Genomic DNA, 20342 nt, shown 5'->3' on the forward strand with positions numbered 1-20342 from the left:
CGCGGGCGCTTCATTGTTTACGGCGCGAGCCCGAGCTTGCCCTCGTCGGGATGGTGCGGGGCGAGGATCGCCGCGACTTCGGCGGGGTCGAGGTCCTCGATGCGGGAGGGCTGCCACTTCGGTGAGCGATCCTTGTCGATGACCTGGGCCCGCACCCCCTCGGCAAAGTCGGGGCACTGCCCGATGCGTACAACCACTCGCAGGTCGTCTTCCAGCACCTCCGCGAGGTCCAGACCGAGAGCGCGCGTGCGCGCGACTTGGGCGAGGGTCACCACCACGGAGGTCGGGCACATGCCGCGCACAGTTTCGAGCAGCTGCGTCGCCTCGGCCCCGCCGTCGGCTTCAAGCACCCGGAGCAAACGGATCGTGGCGTCAAGGGCCGCCTCGGCGCTCGCTTCCGCACCCTCGAGCGCACCCTCTGCGATCGGATCCCACCACCCACGTGCAGCCAACAGCCCACTCTCGGGTGCGGTCTCGGCAACCTCCGCGATCGCCGCCGCGGGATCCACTCCCTCGCTCAGGGCCACGCGAAGCGCCTCAAGCTTGTTTGACGGCACAAAGTGGTCTGCAAACCCGAGCGCGATCGCGTCACCAGCGGTCAGCTCGCCCGCGGTAATCGCCAGCAGCTCACCAAGACGCCCCGGGGCGTGAGCCAGCAGAAGGTGTCCGCCAACGTCGGGCACGATCCCGATTCGAACCTCGGGCAGCGCGAGTCGACTGCGCTCGGTCACTATCCGGTGGGCCGCGTGCCCTCCCAGGCCGATGCCACCGCCCATCGCGATGCCGTCCATGATGGCAACAACGGGCACCGCGGACTGCGCAATCGCGTAGTCGAGACGGTACTCGGTCGAAAGGATCTTGAAGGAGTCCCCCGACACAATCTCTTTCACGTCGCCGCCACCACAAAAGCCGCGCTCTCCCGCGCCATCGAGCAGAATCGCGGTGGCATCCCCCACCGCTTCAGGAGCCACAGCAACGGTCAGCGCCTCGAACATCTCCAGGTTCAGTGCGTTGATCGCGCGCGGCCGGTTCAGAGTGATGTGGCTGATAGCGCCCTCGCGGCGAACCAGCACCAGTGCGTCAGTGCTCATAGCAGCACCGTAGCATCACGGCGTTGGGTGTAGCGCGTCGTACCGCTGAAAACCGCGGGCAAAACGCAGCATCATGAGCATGATCGCAACGATCAACACGCCCCCAATGAGCGCCGGTGCCCAGAGCGCGATCGTTGTCGCGAGCACACCGGCGAGCAGGTCACCCACGCGTGGCCCACCCGCCACGACCACGTAGAACAGCCCCTGCATTCTGCCGCGCACGTCGTCGGGCGCCGCGGCCTGCAAGATGGTCGTGCGGAACACTGCGCTCACGTTGTCGGCGGCGCCCGTTCCCGCAAGCGCCAGGCCCGCGAGCACGATCGCTGGCATGATCACCCCGTCTGGCGGGTGGCCGCCCGACACCAGCATGGTCGTGAGAAGCACTGCACCAAACAGCGCGGTGAATACCCCAAACGCAGCAATCGAGAGCGTTACGGCCCGCCCTTGCCTGCGTACCTGGCCGAGCGGTCCAGAAACGATGCCGGAGAGCAGTGCGCCCGCAGCAAATGAAGCGGTGAGTGCACCAACCGTTACCGGGCCGCCACCAAGCACCAGCGCTCCCGCAGCAGGAAACACCACACGTGGATTACCAAAGATCATGGCGACAAGATCAAAAATGAACGTCGCACGCACGTTTGGTGCGGTTCGCAAAAATCGCATGCTCTCGACAACGGAGGAAAAACCGGGGCTAGCCCGAGTTCCTTCCGGTCGCATCGGGGGCAGGCTCAGAATGCCGATAAATGCCGCTGAGAAGAGTACAACATCAAGCAGATACGTCCACGGCACACCAACCGAAGCAACCATCACGCCCGCGACCGCGGGGCCTACGGTGATGGCGAGCCCCATTGTGATTCCGCTGAGCGCCGCCGCAGCCGGCAGCAACTGGGTCGGCAGCAGACGGGGCAGGATCGCACCGCGCGTCGCCCCCAAAATCGTCGCTGAGGCCGCATTCACTGCGGCGAGCGCGTAGTACGGCCAGATTGCGGTCACGTCGAGAAAGGCGATGACGGTCATGGTGCCAATGCTGAGCCAGGCACAACTCGCCGTGGCTAGCGCAACCTTACGACGGTCAAACGTGTCGGCGAGGGCGCCGCCGACGAAGCCCGCAAGAATCATGGGCCCCAGCGCCCACAGCGCGACAAACGACACCGCAAGCGTCGACTGGGTGAGCTCGTATACGTGCAGTCCCACGGCAACGATGGTGACTTGCGCACCAATCTGCGCGATGGAGGTTCCGGTCCAGAGCTTTGCAAACGCGGGGCTGCTTCGTAGCGGCGCTACATCAACAAGCAGCGCTCTGAGTCCGCGCTTTTTCTCTCGCTGGTGTTCTTCACGCGCCTCATCACTCTCCACCGCGCCAGACTATAGGGTCGCTGTATGTCGCAGTTCACCACACTCGAACGCACACCTGTCAGCCGGCACTGGCAATCCTGCCGGTCAGCAACTCGGCATTTCGACCGGCTGAAGCGCGAGTACCGGCTGATATGCGACCTTTTCTAATAGGCTCAGTGCGTGTTTGATGAAAGATATGACCGCGACGTTCTCGCCGACATGAAACCCCGGCGCGGCCCGGTGCAGCGCGCCGAGGTTGTGCTCGCGAAGGGGCTCGTTGTTGAGCACAGCGAGACCGAGTGGTGCGGCGCGGTCGTGGGGGCCCGTGAGGGGCTCGTGCAGCTTGAGGACTTCTCGGGCAAGGTCCGCGCCTTTTCACTCAGCGACGGCTTCCTCATTGACGGCAAGCCAGTCACCCTTGTCATGCCAAAACGCAAGCCCGCAGGGCCGCAGCGCACGGCTTCAGGCTCGTTCGCCGCCCCGCAACAGCGCGCCCGCGTGGCAATGCCGAGCCGCATCTTCGTTGAGGGTAAGCACGATGCCGAGCTCGTGGAACAGGTGTGGGGCGACGACCTCCGAGTTGAGGGTGTGGTCGTTGAGCTGTTGCAGGGTGCCGACAATCTGGCCGAGGTGCTCGCCGAGTTTGGTCCGGGGCCCAAACGGCGCGCGGGGATCCTGCTCGACCACCTCGTTACCGGCAGCAAAGAAACGAGGATCGCGGATGCCATCGCCCGCGGCCCGCACGGCGCGAACGTGCTCATCGTCGGCCACCCGTTCGTGGATATTTGGCAAGCAGTTAAGCCCGAGCGTGTTGGCCTCAAGCAGTGGCCTACGATCCCGCGCAACATCGAGTGGAAGCGCGGCATTTGCCACGCACTCGGCTGGCCGGGCGAAGAACCGGCTGACATCGCTGACGCCTGGGCGAGGATCCGCGGCCGCGTTCGCAACTTCCGTGACCTTGAGCCCGAGCTGGTCGGTCGGGTCGAACACCTCATCGATTTTGTCACGCTCTCACCCTGATCCCGACCCCGGCGAGTAGCATTGGGAGCAGTGGGTAACTCTCGAAAGCGAGGAGTCGCGAGTGTCAAAGCCAGTCTTCCTTCTCATGCCTGAGTGGCAGGGATCAGCATCCTCACGAGCCATGCAGTTGGCCGAGGGGGCCTCGATACTGCGGGAAGATCTTCCGCGTTCCGTGTTGCACGAGGTGTCAGTACCGCTTGAGGCGGGTGATGCACTCGGCACTCCCGTGGCGAGGCTGAGCAGTGTTCTGCAGGCTCACGAGGCCGCACAGAAAACACTCGCCACTGCCGACGGCATCCCGATCATTGTTGGCGGCGACTGCGCCACTTCCCTGCCGGGTTTGGAAGCCGCCGTTCAGAAACACGGTGATGGTCTTGCCGTGTTGTGGTTCGACGCCCATCCAGATCTACAGCACCCCAGCACTTCTCCGTCGGGTGCGGCCTCCGGCATGACACTGCGTCACGCCCTCGGTGGCGGATCGCCCGAGCTCGCCTCGGCCCATCCGATCTTGGCCAGCAACCTCACTCTTGTCGGCACGCGCGCGGTCGATCCGGAGGAACAGTCAGAAATCGAGCAGTTGAAGATCTCCGTGCTGCCTGCCAGCGAGTCGGATCTGGCTGATGCAATTACAACCCGACTCAGCGAACTCGACGCGAGCCACGTGTACATTCATCTTGATCTCGACGTGCTTGACCCGGCCGAGTTCATGGCGGTGCACGAGCCCGTTCCCTTTGGGCTGGGTGTGAGCCAGGTCACGGCTGCGATCCGAGCGGCCGTAGCGGCACTGCCGCTTGCTGGTGCATCAATCTGCGAGTTCGCTCCCGCCGACGCCAGCATGGCGGCCGAAGAACAGCCAACCGTACTGCGGCTGCTCGCCGCGCTCACCTCCGGGAGCAAAGAGTGAAGGCCTGGCCGTTCGCACGACTTGGGTACCTGTATGCGACCGCCGTCGCACTCGTGTGGGGCACTATGCTGAGCACCGGCAAAATCGAGCGGCACGAGGGACTCTGGGTATTTCGAGGGATGCCGCGCTGGGCGTTTCGCCGCGGCGGCAGCTGCGTCGGATCCTGCTATTTCACCGACCAGAATGCATCTCCCGCGGTTCTTCGCCACGAACTTGTGCACCGCGCGCAGTGGCAGCGGTACGGCCTCGCGCTGCCGCTCCTCTACGCGATCGCCGGTCAGGATCCGCTGAAAAACCGCTTTGAAATTGAGGCGGGACTCTCAGACGGTGGTTACCTGGGGCACTAGAGTCAAACCGTGAACGACTTCATCTCGTGGGTGCTTGAGACGGTGCAAAACGTCGACCCAACGCTGCGGGTTGTTATCGCGGGTATCGCGATCATGCTTGAAACCAGCGTGTTGATCGGTCTCATTGTGCCGGGAGACACCGTCGTGATGGTCGCGGGCACAGCGGTCACCTCTGTGCAGGAGGGTGTGCTTCTCGGGCTTGTGCTAGTGGTCGGGGCCCTTATCGGGGAGAGCGTTGGATTCTGGTTGGGGCGCTGGGCCGGGCCGAAGATTCGGCACTCGCGCCTCGGCAGCAAACTGGGCGAGCACAACTGGATCAGGGCAGAGGCGTACCTGCGTCGACGCGGTGGCCCCGCGATCTTCCTGTCGCGGTTCCTGCCCGTGCTGCACTCGCTCGTGCCGCTGACCGTTGGCATGAGCGGTTTCTCATACCGTCGTTTTCTGGCGTGGACGGCCCCCGCGTGCGCGCTGTGGTCAGCGCTCTATGTCACGGCGACAGCCTCGGCAGCGAACTACTACCGCGATCTTTCCAAAGAGCTGCACTACGCCGGCTACATCTTTGTTGGGATCATCGTGCTGTTTCTGGTGCTCGTGTTTCTGGCGAAGCAGCTGATTCACCGTCGCGAGGCCAAACACCTCAGGCCCCTGACTGACTCCCCCGAAGTCACCTCCACCGATGCGACCAACGCCGAGGCAACCGCAGAGAGCAAGTAGGCTGAACGGGTGAGCAACGAGGCAACGGATTCAGCAACCACAGCGGAGTTTCGCTTTCTTGAGGGTGATGCGGCCCGAGTGGGGCGCACGGCTCCGCTTCCCGCGGTCGAGCGTGTCTGGACGAGCGTTGGTGATGGTCGTCGCGTTAGCGCGCTTCGCTTCGCCCCTCAGAATCCCCCGCAGCTTGTCACGCTGCACGGCGTGGGGCTGAACGCCCACAGCTTCGATCCGATGCTGCTCGCGCTCGACGTGCCCGCGCTCTCCATCGATCTCCCCGGCCACGGCCGCAGTGACTGGCGCGAGGACGCAGACTACCGACCCGATCATCTTGCCGTCGATGTGGTCACGACACTCGAAGCCCTCTGCTCACAACCCGTCACGCTGCTGGGTCACTCCCTCGGCGGTCTCACCGCATCACTCGTGGCTGCCGCGCGCCCAGAGCTGGTGTCGCAGCTCATCGTCGTCGACATCACCCCAGGCATCTCCCCCAGCCGTGATGCGGGCAGCGTCACCGAGTTCATCACCGGGCAGCGCGACTACGGCAGTGTCGAAGAGATCGTTGATCGGGCTATTCAGTTTGGCATCGGATCGGATCGCGCAGCTCTCACTCGCGGTGTGAGCCTCAACACACGACAGCGCGCCGATGGTCGCCTCGAGTGGACGCACCACTTCGCACATCTGGAAGGGCCTCTTCCCGCCGGGGCCGCGGACGATCCTCAGCCCTACGCACCCATCTGGGCCTCGCTGCAGTCGCTAGATGTTCCGGTCACCCTGGTGCAGGCGAGTGCTGGCGTCGTGTCAGAGGAGCTTGCAGCGGAATGGCAGGATCAGCTCCCCGACAGCTCGATCATCACAATCGACGGCCCTCACAACCTGCACGAGGCTACACCCCGAGAACTCGCGGACGTCGTGCGCCGCACCCTCACCCCCTGAAGGAGACCGCAGTGACCACCACACATGTTCGCAGCCACCTCGAGTCTTTCGGGTGGCAGGGCACGATCCTCGAGTTTGAAGAATCAAGCGCAACCGTCGAACTCGCGGCGACGCAGGCCGGCACGGAGCCCCGCCGCATCGCCAAGACACTCGGTTTCTACGATCCCGAGGACCCCACGAGAGCCGTGCTTGTTGTCGCTGCGGGCGACGCGAAGGTCAACGGGGGCAAGTTCAAGCGTGCGTTCGGCGGCAAACCGCGCATGCTTACCGGGGACGATGTGCTGCCACTGACGGGGCATCCTGTGGGCGGGGTGTGTCCGTTCGCCGTGACCGACGGCACCAGAGTGGTTCTCGATGTGTCGCTGCAGCGGTTCACCACGGTGTTTCCCGCGGCTGGAACCGCCCGCTCAGCCGTCGAACTCGCGATCCCCGAGCTTGAACAGTTCAGTGGCTCTGGCGGCTGGGTCGACGTGTGCACCGGTTGGCAAGACGAGGATGCCGCGTAGAGATCAGTGAGCTGATCTGGATCAGGCGTTCAGCCCGCGAAGGATCGCGTCACGCAGATCTGCGGGGGCGCAGTTTTCGCGTTCCTCTTCGCACGCGCGCCGCACAACATCGGTCAGACTGATGCAGACGGTTTCTTCGTCGCGGCAGTTCGGGCAGCTATCAAGATGCTCTCGAATCGGTGCTGACTCTTCAGAGCAGAGCTCACCACGAAGCAGCTCGTAAATGTTGGCCTGTGCTTTGTCACATCCGCAATCACTCACCGTGCTGCTCCTTTCGATTCTTTCTTCACGCCTACATCTAGCCCAACGCCCTGCTCGCGTGCGTATTCCCCAAGTGACTTACGCAATCTCGCACGACCCCGATGGAGGCGGCTCATCACGGTCCCGATTGGTACCCCCACGATATCCGCGATCTCTTGATAGCTGAAGCCTTCAACGTCGGCGAGGTACACAGCGATCCTGAAGTCTTCGGGAAGCTCGTTGAGCGCTCCACTGACCACGGCATCGGGAGTGCGGTCGATAGCCTCGGCCTCGGCCGACTGCGCCGACATCGCGGTCGTTGACTCAGCCCCGCCAAGCTGCCAGTCTTCGAGTTCTTCAACCGCGCCCAGGTAGGGTTCACGCTGCCGCTTGCGGTAGGTGTTGATGTAGCTGTTCGTCATGATGCGATACAGCCAGGCTTTGAGGTTCGTTCCCTCTTCGTACGAGGAGAACGCCGAGTATGCCTTGAGGAATGTCTCCTGCACCAGGTCTTGTGCGTCGGGAGGGTTTCGGGTCATCTTCATGGCAGCCCCGTACAGCTGATCAAGCAGGGGTAACGCCTCCTGCTTGAATCGCTCTTCCAGCTTCGCCTGCGCCGCGGTTTCACTCACACCCACGATCCTATCCCTGAGCGATGCCGGGTTCGCTGATCCGCGCTCCAGCATTCGAGTGCGGCTCTCTCAGAAGCAACTCCGGCTAGACTCGATGGTGATGCTGATCGCGAAGCTTAACAATGGCAAAGACGGCGACGAGACTGGAACCGCCGACGGTGGCACTGAGGCCGCCGAACTCTGGCCTGCCCCGCAGGCAGGTGGCATGCTGACCTCCAGGGTCGCACTCCCCGGTTCGAAGTCGCTCACCAACCGCGAGCTTGTGCTTGCTGCACTCGCTGACGATGAGGGAGTGCTCCGGGCCCCCTTGCACTCACGCGACTCGTCACTGATGATCGATGCCCTGCGGGTCCTGGGCACAGGCATCGAGGCCGAGGGCGCAGACCTCCGCATCACCCCCGCAGACGAACTCACCGGATCGACCACCATTGCCTGCGGCCTCGCGGGCACGGTCATGCGTTTTGTGCCCCCCGTCGCAGCCCTCGCGCTCGGGCCGGTCGCTTTTGACGGCGATCCCTACGCCCGCAAGCGTCCCATGCGCCCCGTGCTCGACGCGCTACGCGCACTCGGCGCAGACATTGCTGACGAGGGTCGCGGCGCACTCCCCTTCACCGTGCACGGCACGGGATCACTGCGCGGTGGCCGCGTCGAGATCGACGCCTCACTCTCAAGCCAGTTTGTATCTGGTCTGCTGCTCGCCGCGCCCCGCTTTGAGGAGGGCGTGCACGTCGTTCACACGGGCGAACGGCTGCCAAGCCTCCCCCACATCGAGATGACGCTCGCTGCACTACGTGCCCGCGGAGTAGAGGTCGACAGCCCAGCTACCGGCGAGTGGCGGGTCACTCCCGGACCGATCCGGGCAATCGAATCCAGGATCGAACCCGACCTTTCTAATGCTGCGCCTTTCCTCGCGGCGGCCATCGTTGCGGGCGGCAGTATCACCGTGCCGAACTGGCCGAGTAGCACCACCCAGGTTGGCGACCAGCTGCGACAGCTGCTTCCTGAGTTCGGTGCGACGGTTGAACTCTCCGCAGACGGCTCACTCACGGTGTCGGGGAACGGCACCGTTCAGGGAGTGAAGCTGCATATTCCCGAGGCGGGTGAGCTTGCGCCGACGCTCGTTGGTCTCGCCGCGCTTGCCGACGGCCCCAGTGAGATCACCGGTATCGGTCACATTCGTCACCATGAAACCGACAGGATCGCCGCACTCGTCGCCGAGATTCGCGCCATTGGTGGCGACGTGGACGAGCTCGAAGACGGCATCCGAATCCGCCCGGCCGCCCTTCACGGCGGCGTGTGGCACAGCTACGCCGACCACCGCATGGCAACCACCGGCGCGCTCATTGGATTGCGAGTCGCGGGCATCGAGGTCGAAGACATTGCGAGCACCGCAAAAACGCTTCCAGAGTTCCCTGAACTGTGGCGCAATATGCTCGGCCTCGAAACCGAGCAGAAACCCGCAGCCTCAACGTCACTCTTCCTGACACTGCCAACCTCACACGAGAGCAACACCCCCGAATGAGCTGGCTCACCCCCGACGATGACGACGATGACGTCCCGTACGGCGAGTACGCAGACCACACGGTGAGGTCTCGGCCAAACCCGAAGGCGAACCGCCCCCGCACGAAGCGCAGGCCCGAGCACGCCGATGCGGTGATCGGTACGGTCACGGGTGTGGATCGCGGCCGCTACAGCGCCCTTATCGCGGCCGGGGCAGATCCCGAGTCCCCCGAAGAGCACGAGCTCACTGCGGCCCGCGCGCGCGAGCTTCGTAAGACTTCGATTGTCACAGGCGATCGCGTCCAGTTGGTTGGCGACACGAGCGGTGGCGAGGGCTCCCTGTCTCGCATTGTTGGCTTAGAGGAGCGGCGCACGCTGCTGCGTCGCAGCGCCGACGACAGCGACCGGGTTGAGCGTGTCATGGTGGCCAATGCCGATCAGATGCTGATCGTGGTCGCCGCGGCAGATCCCGAGCCGCGTGTGCGACTCGTGGACCGATATCTGGTCGCGGCCTACGACGCGGGGATTCGCCCGCTACTGTGCATCACCAAGGTCGACCTGGCCGATCCTGAGCCGTTTCTGAAGCACTTTGCGGGGCTCGAGGTGCCGGTGTTCCGTTCGGCCAGGGGTGACGAGCCGCTCGCAGCAATTCGAGAAGCACTGGCCGGGCAGACAACGGTGTTTGTGGGGCATTCGGGGGTCGGCAAGTCGACCCTCATTAACGCACTTGTGCCCGAGGCAGAGCGCGCTACGGGACACGTCAACGAGGTCACCGGGCGCGGGCGCCACACGTCATCGTCTTCGGTCGCACTGCGCGTCAAGACACCGGGGGCACCGGCTGGCGAGAGCGGTTGGGTCATTGACACCCCTGGCGTGCGATCTTTCGGGCTTGGGCACGTGACCAGCGAGGGCATCCTGCGCGGCTTCACGGACCTTGCAGAACTGATAGACGCCTGCCCACGCGGTTGCAGCCACCAGGACGACGCTCCCGACTGCGAGCTCGATGCGGCGATCGCTGACGGTCGCCTCGATGCCATCGGTGCTCTGCGCGTGGAGTCGCTGCGGCGACTCCTGAAGTGAGCGATTGCCGCCCATTGACTAGGCTGTGTAGGTGATAAATAACGGCCAACCCTATGTCGCCCCCGATCTTGTGCGGTTACACCTCTTACTCACTCAGACACAGCGGAGGGCAGCGACTACCCTCGTTTTAAGCCTGTTCGTGCTCATATCGAGCTTCGCAGTGCTCAACCTCTTCCTGCTGATCAATACGGCACCGGGGCTCGCGTATCTTCTTACTTTTGGGGGCCTGCTCTTCGCCCTGGTTGGACCGATCTGTCAGTTCAGCATCGGGCGTCGTTTGCTCTCAAAGTATCCGCACTCACAGGGCATGGTCAAATACGTTCTCCTCTTCTGCATCGCACCCACAATCATCGCGCTCACCCTCTGGCTGATCTGCCTCATGCTGTTCACAAGTAACGTAAGCACGCAGATTCCCTTGTATCTATTCGTCTTATTTCCGGTTCTCACGGTTTCCGGTAGCGGTGCCCTGCTCCAGACCGCAATTGCTATTTCTGGCCTGGTGCGCCGCTACGGAACGGCAGCCGTTATGCCGCTCTGGCACTTTCAGCACCAGCAAGTCGAACAGCAGATGCAGTACCTCGCACAGTTTCAGGCACCCCCTGCAGCCCCATTACATCCCGCTTCCCCACCCCAGTAGGCTTGATCTATGACTGAGCGCACCCTTCTTGAGCCTGGACAGGCAGCCCCCGACTTCTCGCTTCCGGATCAAGACGGCACGATCCGAAACCTCAGTGACTATCGCGGTGAGCGCGTGATCCTGTTTTTCTATCCCGAGGCGATGACCCCGGCGTGCTCAATGGAGGCTTGCGAGTTCCAGGAGTCAACGGCTCCGCTTGCGGCCGCGGGCTACCGTGTGCTCGGTATCTCACGCGATGCTGTCGAGAAGCTCCGCCGCTTCGCCGATCGTAACGGGCTTGAGTACCCGCTGCTGAGCGACCCCGAAACCACGGTGCACAAGGCCTACGGTGCGTTTGGCACAAAGAACAGCTACGGTCGCATCATCGAGGGTGTGATTCGCTCAACATTTGTCCTTGGCGCCGACGGCAAGATCGAGCACGCTCTCTACAACATCAAGGCAACCGGTCACGTTGCGCGCGTGCGCAAACTGCTCGACGCATAACCCGGTCGTGTAGCGGCCCACAAAACCCAAAAGGCCTCGGGATCAGAACGAACTGATCCCGAGGCCTTTCTTGAAGCTTGGCTAGCGACTAGGAAGCACGGCGCGCACGAGCTGCGCGGCGCTTGAGCGCACGGCGCTCGTCTTCGCTAAGGCCACCCCAGACGCCGGAATCCTGGCCGGTGTCCATGGCGTACTGCAAGCACATCTCAGTGACGGTGCAGCGGGCACACACGGACTTTGCGCGCTCGATCTGATCAACCGCTGGCCCCGTGTTGCCTACCGGGAAAAAGAGCTCAGGGTCTACCGTGAGACATGCAGCCTTTTCGCGCCAATCCATTTTGTTTCTCCTCATGTGCTGTTTACGCACGCGAATAGACCGGAGGCCGGATAGCCTAGATCTCGCGCCGCAGTTACCTAACGTGGCTGAGAGTGCCCACCTCGGTGTGCGCGAAACTCGACGGAATATATAGTGACACGGATACAGAAGCAAATCAATAGTTAATTTGCAATTGTTCAGAAAGGCTCTTGTTATGGAACCGCAACCCACTGTTCACACACCCGCTCGCATTGGGTGGGCGATGCTGCGAATTCTGCTTATCGTTGAGCTCGTTGGCGGTGCTGTGGTGTTGTGGAACGTGGTGCTCGCGTTTATTGCCGCGAGCAACGAGCCGCTCGGGTCGCGACTGAGTTTGCTACTCGCCGTTGTTCTTTCTTGGCTGTGGATCGGGATCACGCTGTGGGGCGCGCTCACTCGCCGGGCGAGCTGGGTGCGCGGATCCGCGCTCACCATTCACATCTTGATGTTCCCAGCGGCGACGGGCGTTTTGCAGGGCATCTTGGGTGATGCCGCACCGCTCGGGTGGGCACTTCTTGCGCTCGCAGTACTCGGGTTCGTGGCTGCGATCATTGCGCGCCCTGTGCCCGCAAACCAAAACGCGGGTGAAACCTCAAGCTAGAGGCCCCACCCGCGTTTCAGTTACGCAGAGTTAGTCAGTACCGACGTTAGTCAGTTCAGGCGTTAGTCAGTACCCGCGTCAAACGCTGCCGCGAGGCCGAGCGCGTCGCCCTCTTCATCGATTCCGGTGACGGCATCGGCGATCTTTGCGGCTCCGCCGGTTTCCAGCTTGCCAACGAGTTCAGCCGTGGCACCGCCAACGAGTCCGAGCTGCGCGTACTGTTCGAGGCGCTGGCGTGAGTCAGCGATGTCGAGGTTGCGCATAGTGAGCTGACCAATGCGATCCTCGGGACCAAACGCGGCACCCACGGTGCGCTCCATAGAGAGCTTCTCGGGGTGATAGCTGAGGCTCGGTCCAGTGGTGTTGAGAATCGTGTAGTCGTCACCGCGGCGCAGGCGCAGGGTCACCTCGCCGGTGATCGCGGACCCTACCCAGCGCTGCAGCGCCTCGCGCAGCATGAGTGACTCTGGGTCGAGCCAACGGCCCTCGTACATGAGGCGACCGAGCTTGCGGCCATCGTTGTGGTAGCTCGCGAGCGTGTTCTCGTTGTGGATCGCGTTCACGAGACGCTCGTAGGTGATGTGCAGGAGCGCCATGCCGGGAGCCTCGTAGATGCCACGGGACTTCGCCTCAATGATGCGGTTTTCGATCTGGTCGGAAGCACCGAGACCGTGACGGCCACCGATCGTGTTGGCTTCGAGCACAAGCGCGACGGGGTCAGAGAATTCGACGCCGTTGATCGCAACCGGGCGACCAGCCTCGAAGCGCACGGAGACCTCTTCAGTCGCAACCTCGACGTCTTCGCGCCATGCAGCGACACCCATGATCGGCTCGACGATGTCGAGGCCCTCGTTCAAGAACTCAAGCGTCTTCGCCTCGTGTGTCGCACCCCAGATGTTCGCATCGGTGGAGTAAGCCTTTTCGGTTGCGTCACGGTAAGGGAAGCCGCGCTCCTGCAGCCACTCACTCATCTCGTGGCGGCCGCCCAGCTCTGTCACAAAGTCAGCGTCAAGCCAGGGCTTGTAGATGCGAAGCGCGGGGTTTGCCATGAGGCCGTAGCGGTAGAACCGCTCAATATCGTTGCCCTTGTAGGTTGAACCGTCGCCCCAAATGTCGACGCCATCGTCTTTCATGGCGCGAACGAGGAGCGTTCCGGTCACGGCGCGGCCGAGCGGGGTTGTGTTGAAGTAAGTCTTGCCGCCGGAGCGAACATTAAACGCACCACACTGGAGCGCGGCAAAGCCCTCCTCTACGAGCGGAAGCTTTGCGTCGACGTGGCGCGCGATCTCGGCGCCGTATTCTTTAGCGCGATCGGCAACACCGTCAATGTCGGGCTCGTCGTACTGTCCGATGTCTGCGGTGTAGGTGCAAGGAATCGCACCTTTTTCGCGCATCCATGCAACAGCGCATGAGGTATCGAGGCCACCGGAAAATGCGATACCGACGCGCTCGCCAACAGGGAGAGAAGAGAGGACCTTAGACATGGTTTCTATCCTATGGCTTGATTGGCCTCGCGAATGCCGCGAGCCCGCTCAAGAGGACGTGCTCTCTGGAAAGACGTTTCGCGAAATTGCCTGCACGTCACGATCAATGTCGTGCACCCGTGAGTCAAGCTTTCCCATGCGCACTTCGATGAGGCCGACTCGCCCCTCAAGGCGCTCGAACCGCTCTCCCATCTGGTCGAACTTTTCTTCAACCCGGTCGAACTTCTCTTCAACCCGGTCAAACTTCGAGTCCACTGCTTCGAACCGCAACACCATCTCCGTGCGCAGCCCCTCAATCTGGCTGGAGAGTGTGCGGGTGGTCAAGTGAACAATAAGCGTAATCATGCCAAACAGGGCGGCGCCGAGCACCCCGATAAGCGTCCAGACTTGCGGTTCCGTCACGTTAATCATCCCTCCATTGTGCTTTATATTCAGCAAGAATGCCATGCAAATGAAGTTTCTATCTATAACATTTCAGCAATGTGAATAACTCTCGCTGATTTCCACAGAATGATCACTTGTGAGCGAAGTTAAACCTTTATAAACACTGATGGCTGGGGCGCGATAAAGATCGCACCCCAGCCATCAGGCAATACAGTCGGGCTAGATCAGACCGAGCTCCCGAACCGCATCGCGCTCAGCGACGAGCTCAGCAACGGAGGCGTCAATGCGACCCCGCGAAAACTCGTCAACCTCAAGCCCCTCAACGATCTTCCAGTCACCGCCACTCGAACGCACCGGGAACGACGAGATGAGCCCCTCGGGCACTCCATACTCGCCGCGAGACACCACGGCTGCACTCGTGCGGCGATCCCCCGTGCCCAGCACCCAGTCGCGCACGTGGTCGATCGCCGCGTTCGCTGCGGATGCCACGGAGGATCCGCCACGCACCTCGATAATCTCGGCGCCGCGCTTCGCGACACGATCGATGTAGGCACCCCGAGCCCACTCACGGTCAACCGCATCAAGCGCGGGCTGAGCCGCAACTACTGCGTGACTCAGATCGGGATACTGCGTGGCCGAGTGATTACCCCAGATCGTGATGCCGTCGACACCCTTCACTGAAGCACCCACCTCCGCGGCGAGCAACCCAACCGCGCGGTTGTGGTCGAGCCTGGTCAGCGCGGTGAAGCGCTCCGCGGGCAGATCGGGCGCGTGCTGCTGTGCGATCAGCGCGTTGGTGTTCGCGGGGTTGCCCACCACAATCACGCGCACATCGTCGGCAGCCCGCTCACCAATGGCGCGCCCCTGTGGCCCAAAGATTGCGCCGTTGGCGGCCAGCAGATCCCCGCGCTCCATACCCGCGGTGCGCGGCCGGGATCCGATGAGCATCGCGATGTTCGCGCCCTCAAATCCGACAGCGGGATCATCGCTCAGCTCAACGCCCTCTAGCAACGGAAACGCACAGTCCGTCAGTTCGAGCGCCGCCCCCTCTGCACCACGCATCCCCTGCGGAATCTCCAGCAGGCGCAAGCGCACTGGCTGATCCTGACCGAGCATTGCACCCGATGCGATGCGGAACATCGTCGCGTAGCCGATCTGGCCACCCGCTCCGGTAATGGTGATTGTGACTGGCGTGCGTGACATATCTACTCCGTTCGGGTGGTCCTGGTCGGCGGCCAAAGGTTAACGCCGGTTGAAAGTGCTCGGGTCTGGACCGAAGTTGTGCTGCGCGTCGAGACCGTCAATGGCGGCCATCTCTGCAGCGGTCAGCTCAAAGTCGAGAATGTCGGCGTTCTCGACCATGCGCTCGCGACGGGTGGTCTTCGGGAAGATGATCGTGTCGTGCTGCAGGTGCCAGCGCAGGATCACCTGTGCGGGGGTCTTTCCGTGGGCCGCAGCGGCCGCGGTAATCTCGGGACGCTCGAACAGGTCGCTCTTGCCCTGAGCAAGCGGGCCCCACGCCTCAATAGCGATACCGTGCTCGCGGCAGAACGCGCGCAGCTCACGACGCTGGTTCAGCGGGTGCAGCTCGATCTGGTTGACGGCGGGCACGATCCCGGTATTGTCGAGCAGTTCCTGCAGGTGCGGAATCTCGAAGTTCGAGACACCAATCGAGGTTGCACGGCCCGACTCGGCGATCTCGATGAGCCCCTTCCAAGCGCCAAGCGCGGTGCCAAACTCAGGAACCGGCCAGTGCACGAGGTAGAGATCGACCCGCTCAAGCCCGAGTCGGTCCATGCTCGCGTTAAACGCGCCGAGCGGATCCTCCTGGTCAGAGTTCCAGAGCTTTGTTGTGATGAACAGCTCGTCGCGCGGAATGCCACTCTTCGCGATCGCGGCGCCAACCTCGGCCTCGTTGTCGTAAATACGCGCGGTGTCAATGTGACGGTAACCGACCTCAAGCGCGTCGATCACGATTCGCTCGGTCTCACCCGGTTCAACCAGAAAGACACCGAGTCCAAGCTGCGGGATCTGCTTCCCGTCATTCAGAGTGATGTTCGGGATGGGCAGCGCAGTCATGTTTCCCCTTAGCGTCAGTGATTGAAAACCGGGTTCGAGTTCCAGCCTCATTCTATGCCCGCGCGATTGAGAGGATAATGGGGTGGTCATGTCCCGAAACACAGCGCCCCGCATCGAGTTCCCAGAGGATCTTCCCGTCTCACAGATGCGGGAAGACATCGCCGACGCCATTCGGGATCACCAGGTCGTGATTGTCGCTGGCGAAACTGGATCGGGTAAAACCACCCAGCTTCCGAAGATCGCACTGACCCTCGGCCGCGAGCGCATCGCGCACACGCAGCCGCGCAGGATCGCCGCTCGCACGATTGCGGAGCGCATCGCCGAAGAGCTTGGTTCTGAGATGGGCGGTCTCGTCGGCTACCAGGTTCGTTTCACCGACAAGGTTTCGGCGGACACGAAGATTCGTCTCATGACCGACGGGATCCTGTTGAACGCGATCCACCGCGACCGCGATCTGAAGGCCTACGACACGATCATCATTGATGAGGCCCACGAGCGCAGCCTCAACATTGACTTCCTGCTCGGGTACCTCAAGACCCTGCTCCCCCGTCGGCCCGACCTCAAGGTCATCATCACCTCAGCAACGATCGACCCCGAGTCGTTTGCAAAGCACTTCGCCGATCCTCGCACCAACAAACCCGCACCCATCATCGAGGTCTCGGGGCGCACCTACCCAGTAGAGATTCGGTATCGGCCGCTCGTTGAAGAGATCGAAGTGCCTGACCCGAAGGGTGGTGTCCCGAAGATCCGCAAGATCGAACGCGACATGTTCGAGGGCATCGGCGAGGCGGTCGACGAGCTCGCGCGCGAGGATTCCGGCGACGTGCTTGTGTTCCTTTCGGGCGAGGCCGAGATTCGCGATGCCGCGGACGCGCTGAACGGTCGGCTGCGATCCTCGAACCGCGCAGCGCGAACCGAGATCCTACCGCTCTACGGCCGCCTCAGCTCAGCCGAGCAGCACCGCGTCTTTGAACGGGGATCTGCGGGCGTGCGCCGCATTGTGCTCGCCACGAACGTCGCAGAAACCTCGCTCACCGTGCCCGGAATCCGCTACGTGATCGATGCCGGCACCGCCCGCATCTCCCGCTACAGCGCGAGAAGCAAGGTCCAGCGGCTGCCCATCGAGGCGATCTCGCAGGCGAGCGCCAACCAGCGCTCCGGCCGCTCGGGCCGCACCAGCGCGGGCATCGCGATCCGCCTCTACAGCGAGGACGACTTCGAGAGCCGCCCCGAATACACCGAACCCGAGGTGCGGCGCACGGGGCTTGCCTCCGTGATCCTGCAGATGCTCGCGCTCGGCCTCGGTGACATCGCGAAGTTCCCTTTCCTCACGCCTCCCGACCAGCGCGGGATCGCTGACGGCCTCGGGCTGCTCGCCGAGCTGGGGGCCGTGCGGGTGGAGAAGCGAGCCGGGAAATCTGCGGACCCCCGAATCACGAAGGTGGGCCGCGAACTCTCGCGACTGCCGATCGAGCCGCGCTTTGCCCGCATGGTGATTGAAGCGCGCAGGCACGAAGTCGTACCGCAGGTGCTCGCGATTGTCGCGGGGCTCACGATTCAAGACGTGCGCGAGCGGCCGCAGGCCGAGCGGGGGCGAGCCGACGAACTGCACTCGCGCTTTGCTGATCCACAGGGCGACCTGATGACGCTGTTGAAGCTCTGGAACTACCTGCAAGAGAAGCAGCGTGAGCTCTCGTCAAGCGCATTTCGGCGGCTGTGCAAAAAGGAGTATTTGAATTTCTTGCGCGTGCGCGAGTGGATGGACCTGAATCGGCAGATCTCACGCATCGCCGGTGGACCGAAGGGCGGTAACACCGACACCACCGAAGGCGGATCCTTCGAACTCATCCACCGTTCCGTGCTCGCTGGGCTGCTCTCGCAGCTCGGCGTGCGTGATGACCGGCAGGATCGGGGCACCCCCGGGCGCGCCAACTCAAACGCCCCCGGCGCCGGCAAGCGCAAGGCTGCGCAGGAGTTTCTCGGATCCCGCGGCACCCGCTTTGTGCTCTACCCGGGGTCGGTGCTCGCCAAAAAACCGCCCGAGGTTGTGATGAGTGTTGAACTCGTCGAAACGAGTCGGCTCTTCGCGCGCAACAACGCCGTCGTTGACCCGGCCTGGGCCGAAGAACTCGCGGGTCCTCTCGCGAAGCGCCAGCTCAGCGAGCCGCACTGGGAGAAAAAGCAGGGCGCTGCGGTCGCTTACGAGCGTGTCACCCTGTACGGCGTCGCCATCGTGGATCGCCGCCGCGTGCAACTCGCCCGCACCGATCCCGAGCAGGCCCGAGAGCTGTTCATTCGCCACGCTCTCGTTGAGGGTGAGTGGGAGTCACCGCAGGCCTTCGACCGCGCAAATCGCCAGCTGCGTCGCGAACTGGAGCAGCTCGAGGAGCGCACCCGTCGCCGCGACATTGTGAGCGATGACGACGCCATCTTTGATTTTTACGATGCCAGGATCCCGGCAGACGTTGCTTCAACCCGCAGCTTCGAGGGCTGGTGGAAAAAGACCCGCCTGACCCAGCCGAATCTGCTGACGCTGCGCCGAGAGGATCTCCTCGAGGACGAAGCCGAGCCGGTCGACGAGACCGAGTTTCCGAGGCAGTGGCGACACGGCGATCAATCATTGAAGCTGCGCTACCGCTTCGACCCGACCGCGGAGGACGACGGGGTCACCGTCAATGTGCCGCTGCCCTTGCTCCCCCGCCTTGACGGATCCGATTTCGAGAAGCTCGTGCCCGGGCTGCGCGAAGAACTCGTCACTGCACTCATCAAGACGCTGCCGAAGGCGATCCGCAAGCACGTGGTGCCCGCGGCGGACTGGGCCCGCAAGTTATTGGCCACCGTGGGTCCGCAGCTCGATGACGCCTCGGTTGATACTCCGCTGACCGCGTTACTGGCAACCGAGATCCGCCGCGCCACCAGCGTGCAGGTTACCGCAGCGGACTTCGACACAAATCGCCTCCCAGCGCACCTGACGCCAACGTTCCGAGTAATCGACGGCCGCGGTCGCACCATCGGTACCGGTAAGAATCTCACCGAGTTACAGACCGCCCATAAAGCAGAGGCAACGAAGGGTGTCGCTCGCGTTGCTGCCTCGGCGCTGCCGAAGAGTGAGCTCGAGCAGAAGGGCGCGACGAGCTGGGTGTTCGGCGACCTGCCGCGCCACGTCGATACGGCGTACGCAAAGGGCCGCGCGAGCGGTGCCGGAGTGGTGCGCGCCTACCCCGCCATCGTCGACCGTCGCACGAGCGTCGACCTGGCACTCGTGACCGACGAGGCGGAGCAAGCACGCGTGTCCCGACGCGGCATCCGGCGGCTTGTTTCACTGAGTTCGCCATCACCAGCGAGCTACATTCGGGATCACCTCTCGAACCAGGAGAAGCTGCTGCTCGGGCGGGTCCGTATCGCAGCCTCGATCTTGCGATCGCAGACGTGTCTCTTGCGGTAGCCGACCGAATGATCCGCAAGCACGCTCCCGACGGGCTCGTGTGGAGCGCTGAGGTGTTCCAGCGCATCACCGACGACTACTCGCGGTTTCTCATCGACGAGATCTATGGGGCGATCGCCCTCACTGCGCGCGTGCTCGACGGCGCGCGACTCGCTCGCAAGGCGATCGACAACGCGAAGTCGCTGCAGGTGCTCGGGCAGGTCACCGATGCCGCGGGGCAGGTCGACGGACTCGTGTTCGACGGCTTTGTCTCCCGTACCGGCATCGCGCAGCTCGACCGTCTCCCGGTGTATCTCGAGGCCGTGCAACTCCGCATGAAGGGCCTCACGGAAAACCCTGGTCGGGATCGCGCCTGGCAAAACGAGGTTGACCGCGTCTCGACGCTCTTCACGGAGGCGGGCGGCAAGATCCCCCTCCCCGAAGATGCACCAGAACACCTGGTGCGCGCACGCTGGCTCATCGAAGAACTGCGCATCAGCCTCTTCGCCCAGCAGCTACGCACAGCCGAGCCGGTCTCGTCGCAGCGCATCCAGAAGCTGCTGCGCGAGGGGTAGCCCCGTCGAGAGGCCATCATC

The 20342-nt window shown here is 63.1% G+C and carries 20 protein-coding genes and 1 pseudogene; 12 read left to right on the forward strand and 9 right to left on the reverse strand.

Annotated features, from left to right (window positions below):
• Positions 1–17: 17 nt before the first annotated feature.
• Complete coding sequence (locus tag G7068_RS03030) at positions 18–1091, reverse strand: 3-hydroxyisobutyryl-CoA hydrolase (RefSeq protein WP_166288676.1); 1074 nt, start codon at positions 1089–1091, stop codon at positions 18–20.
• 15 nt (positions 1092–1106) lie between these two features.
• The gene (locus G7068_RS03035) at positions 1107–2444 is read right to left on the reverse strand and encodes an MFS transporter (protein WP_205881336.1); all 1338 of its coding nucleotides are present in this window, start codon (positions 2442–2444) and stop codon (positions 1107–1109) included.
• A 159-nt stretch (positions 2445–2603) separates the two neighbouring features.
• On the opposite strand from G7068_RS03035, the gene G7068_RS03040 reads away from it, so the two are divergent.
• The 6 genes from G7068_RS03040 (at position 2604) to G7068_RS03065 (ending at position 6847) form a co-directional block, all read left to right on the forward strand.
• Positions 2604–3443 (forward strand): DUF3097 domain-containing protein, encoded by an 840-nt coding sequence (locus G7068_RS03040; RefSeq protein ID WP_166288679.1) that lies wholly within the window; start codon positions 2604–2606, stop codon positions 3441–3443.
• Positions 3444–3504: 61 nt separating this feature from the next.
• Complete coding sequence (locus G7068_RS03045; protein WP_166288682.1) at positions 3505–4347, forward strand: arginase family protein; 843 nt, start codon at positions 3505–3507, stop codon at positions 4345–4347.
• Complete coding sequence (locus G7068_RS03050) at positions 4344–4694, forward strand: Fe-S oxidoreductase (RefSeq protein WP_166288685.1); 351 nt, start codon at positions 4344–4346, stop codon at positions 4692–4694. Before G7068_RS03045 ends, G7068_RS03050 begins: the two co-directional genes overlap by 4 nt.
• A gap of 9 nt (positions 4695–4703) precedes the next feature.
• On the forward strand, positions 4704–5408 hold the full coding sequence (locus G7068_RS03055; protein WP_166288688.1) for a DedA family protein: 705 nt from the start codon (positions 4704–4706) through the stop codon (positions 5406–5408).
• A gap of 9 nt (positions 5409–5417) precedes the next feature.
• Positions 5418–6341, forward strand: a complete 924-nt coding sequence (locus tag G7068_RS03060; RefSeq protein ID WP_166288691.1) for an alpha/beta fold hydrolase — start codon at positions 5418–5420, stop codon at positions 6339–6341.
• 11 nt (positions 6342–6352) lie between these two features.
• On the forward strand, positions 6353–6847 hold the full coding sequence (locus G7068_RS03065) for a YbaK/EbsC family protein (RefSeq protein WP_205881337.1): 495 nt from the start codon (positions 6353–6355) through the stop codon (positions 6845–6847).
• A 21-nt stretch (positions 6848–6868) separates the two neighbouring features.
• Here the strand turns inward: G7068_RS03065 and G7068_RS03070 are convergent, their stop codons facing one another.
• Positions 6869–7108 (reverse strand): zf-HC2 domain-containing protein, encoded by a 240-nt coding sequence (locus G7068_RS03070; RefSeq protein ID WP_166288697.1) that lies wholly within the window; start codon positions 7106–7108, stop codon positions 6869–6871.
• Positions 7105–7773: a sigma-70 family RNA polymerase sigma factor gene (locus G7068_RS03075; RefSeq protein WP_166288700.1), complete on the reverse strand. Its 669-nt coding sequence runs from the start codon at positions 7771–7773 to the stop codon at positions 7105–7107. The genes G7068_RS03070 and G7068_RS03075 overlap by 4 nt, the downstream gene beginning before the upstream one ends.
• 46 nt (positions 7774–7819) lie before the next feature.
• Between G7068_RS03075 and aroA the strand changes: the two genes are divergently transcribed.
• The 4 genes from aroA to bcp are packed head-to-tail and all read left to right on the forward strand — an operon-like array spanning position 7820 to position 11419.
• A complete protein-coding gene (gene aroA / locus G7068_RS03080; protein ID WP_166288703.1) occupies positions 7820–9241 on the forward strand; it encodes a 3-phosphoshikimate 1-carboxyvinyltransferase in 1422 nt (473 codons plus the stop codon).
• Entirely contained in the window at positions 9238–10299 is a 1062-nt protein-coding gene (gene rsgA, locus G7068_RS03085; RefSeq protein ID WP_166288706.1) for a ribosome small subunit-dependent GTPase A, read from the forward strand. Before aroA ends, rsgA begins: the two co-directional genes overlap by 4 nt.
• A 31-nt stretch (positions 10300–10330) precedes the next feature.
• Positions 10331–10936: a hypothetical protein gene (locus tag G7068_RS03090; protein ID WP_166288709.1), complete on the forward strand. Its 606-nt coding sequence runs from the start codon at positions 10331–10333 to the stop codon at positions 10934–10936.
• A gap of 9 nt (positions 10937–10945) precedes the next feature.
• Positions 10946–11419 (forward strand): thioredoxin-dependent thiol peroxidase, encoded by a 474-nt coding sequence (gene bcp, locus G7068_RS03095; RefSeq protein WP_166288712.1) that lies wholly within the window; start codon positions 10946–10948, stop codon positions 11417–11419.
• A gap of 88 nt (positions 11420–11507) precedes the next feature.
• Here the strand turns inward: bcp and G7068_RS03100 are convergent, their stop codons facing one another.
• Positions 11508–11756: a WhiB family transcriptional regulator gene (locus G7068_RS03100; RefSeq protein ID WP_166288715.1), complete on the reverse strand. Its 249-nt coding sequence runs from the start codon at positions 11754–11756 to the stop codon at positions 11508–11510.
• Positions 11757–11949: 193 nt separating this feature from the next.
• On the opposite strand from G7068_RS03100, the gene G7068_RS03105 reads away from it, so the two are divergent.
• Positions 11950–12375: a hypothetical protein gene (locus tag G7068_RS03105; protein ID WP_166288718.1), complete on the forward strand. Its 426-nt coding sequence runs from the start codon at positions 11950–11952 to the stop codon at positions 12373–12375.
• Between the two features lie 62 nt (positions 12376–12437).
• Here the strand turns inward: G7068_RS03105 and argG are convergent, their stop codons facing one another.
• The 4 genes from argG to G7068_RS03125 all read right to left on the reverse strand — a co-directional run bounded on the left by argG (position 12438) and on the right by G7068_RS03125 (position 16322).
• Entirely contained in the window at positions 12438–13859 is a 1422-nt protein-coding gene (gene argG, locus G7068_RS03110; RefSeq protein WP_166288721.1) for an argininosuccinate synthase, read from the reverse strand.
• 48 nt (positions 13860–13907) lie between these two features.
• Positions 13908–14270 carry a hypothetical protein gene (locus tag G7068_RS03115; protein ID WP_166288724.1) on the reverse strand — a complete coding sequence of 121 codons (363 nt, stop codon included), beginning with the start codon at positions 14268–14270 and terminating at the stop codon, positions 13908–13910.
• Positions 14271–14462: 192 nt separating this feature from the next.
• Positions 14463–15446: a malate dehydrogenase gene (locus tag G7068_RS03120; RefSeq protein ID WP_166288727.1), complete on the reverse strand. Its 984-nt coding sequence runs from the start codon at positions 15444–15446 to the stop codon at positions 14463–14465.
• Positions 15447–15485: 39 nt separating this feature from the next.
• A complete protein-coding gene (locus G7068_RS03125; RefSeq protein ID WP_166288730.1) occupies positions 15486–16322 on the reverse strand; it encodes an aldo/keto reductase in 837 nt (278 codons plus the stop codon).
• 88 nt (positions 16323–16410) lie between these two features.
• Between G7068_RS03125 and hrpA the strand changes: the two are divergent.
• Positions 16411–20321 (forward strand): annotated as a pseudogene (hrpA, locus tag G7068_RS03130) (ATP-dependent RNA helicase HrpA).
• Positions 20322–20342: the final 21 nt, after the last annotated feature.

This window comes from Leucobacter viscericola (assembly GCF_011299575.1).
GTDB lineage: Bacteria > Actinomycetota > Actinomycetes > Actinomycetales > Microbacteriaceae > Leucobacter > Leucobacter viscericola.

Excerpts from the sequence above, each read along its gene's own strand:
- aroA (WP_166288703.1), top strand. The coding sequence starts at position 7,820 with ATGCTGATCGCGAAGCTTAACAATGGCAAAGACGGCGACGAGACTGGA.
- G7068_RS03125 (WP_166288730.1), bottom strand. The coding sequence starts at position 16,322 with ATGACTGCGCTGCCCATCCCGAACATCACTCTGAATGACGGGAAGCAG.
- G7068_RS03105 (WP_166288718.1), top strand. The coding sequence starts at position 11,950 with ATGGAACCGCAACCCACTGTTCACACACCCGCTCGCATTGGGTGGGCG.
- G7068_RS03030 (WP_166288676.1), bottom strand. The coding sequence starts at position 1,091 with ATGAGCACTGACGCACTGGTGCTGGTTCGCCGCGAGGGCGCTATCAGC.
- bcp (WP_166288712.1), top strand. The coding sequence starts at position 10,946 with ATGACTGAGCGCACCCTTCTTGAGCCTGGACAGGCAGCCCCCGACTTC.
- G7068_RS03075 (WP_166288700.1), bottom strand. The coding sequence starts at position 7,773 with ATGCTGGAGCGCGGATCAGCGAACCCGGCATCGCTCAGGGATAGGATC.
- rsgA (WP_166288706.1), top strand. The coding sequence starts at position 9,238 with ATGAGCTGGCTCACCCCCGACGATGACGACGATGACGTCCCGTACGGC.
- argG (WP_166288721.1), bottom strand. The coding sequence starts at position 13,859 with ATGTCTAAGGTCCTCTCTTCTCTCCCTGTTGGCGAGCGCGTCGGTATC.
- G7068_RS03100 (WP_166288715.1), bottom strand. The coding sequence starts at position 11,756 with ATGGATTGGCGCGAAAAGGCTGCATGTCTCACGGTAGACCCTGAGCTC.
- G7068_RS03115 (WP_166288724.1), bottom strand. The coding sequence starts at position 14,270 with ATGATTAACGTGACGGAACCGCAAGTCTGGACGCTTATCGGGGTGCTC.
- G7068_RS03120 (WP_166288727.1), bottom strand. The coding sequence starts at position 15,446 with ATGTCACGCACGCCAGTCACAATCACCATTACCGGAGCGGGTGGCCAG.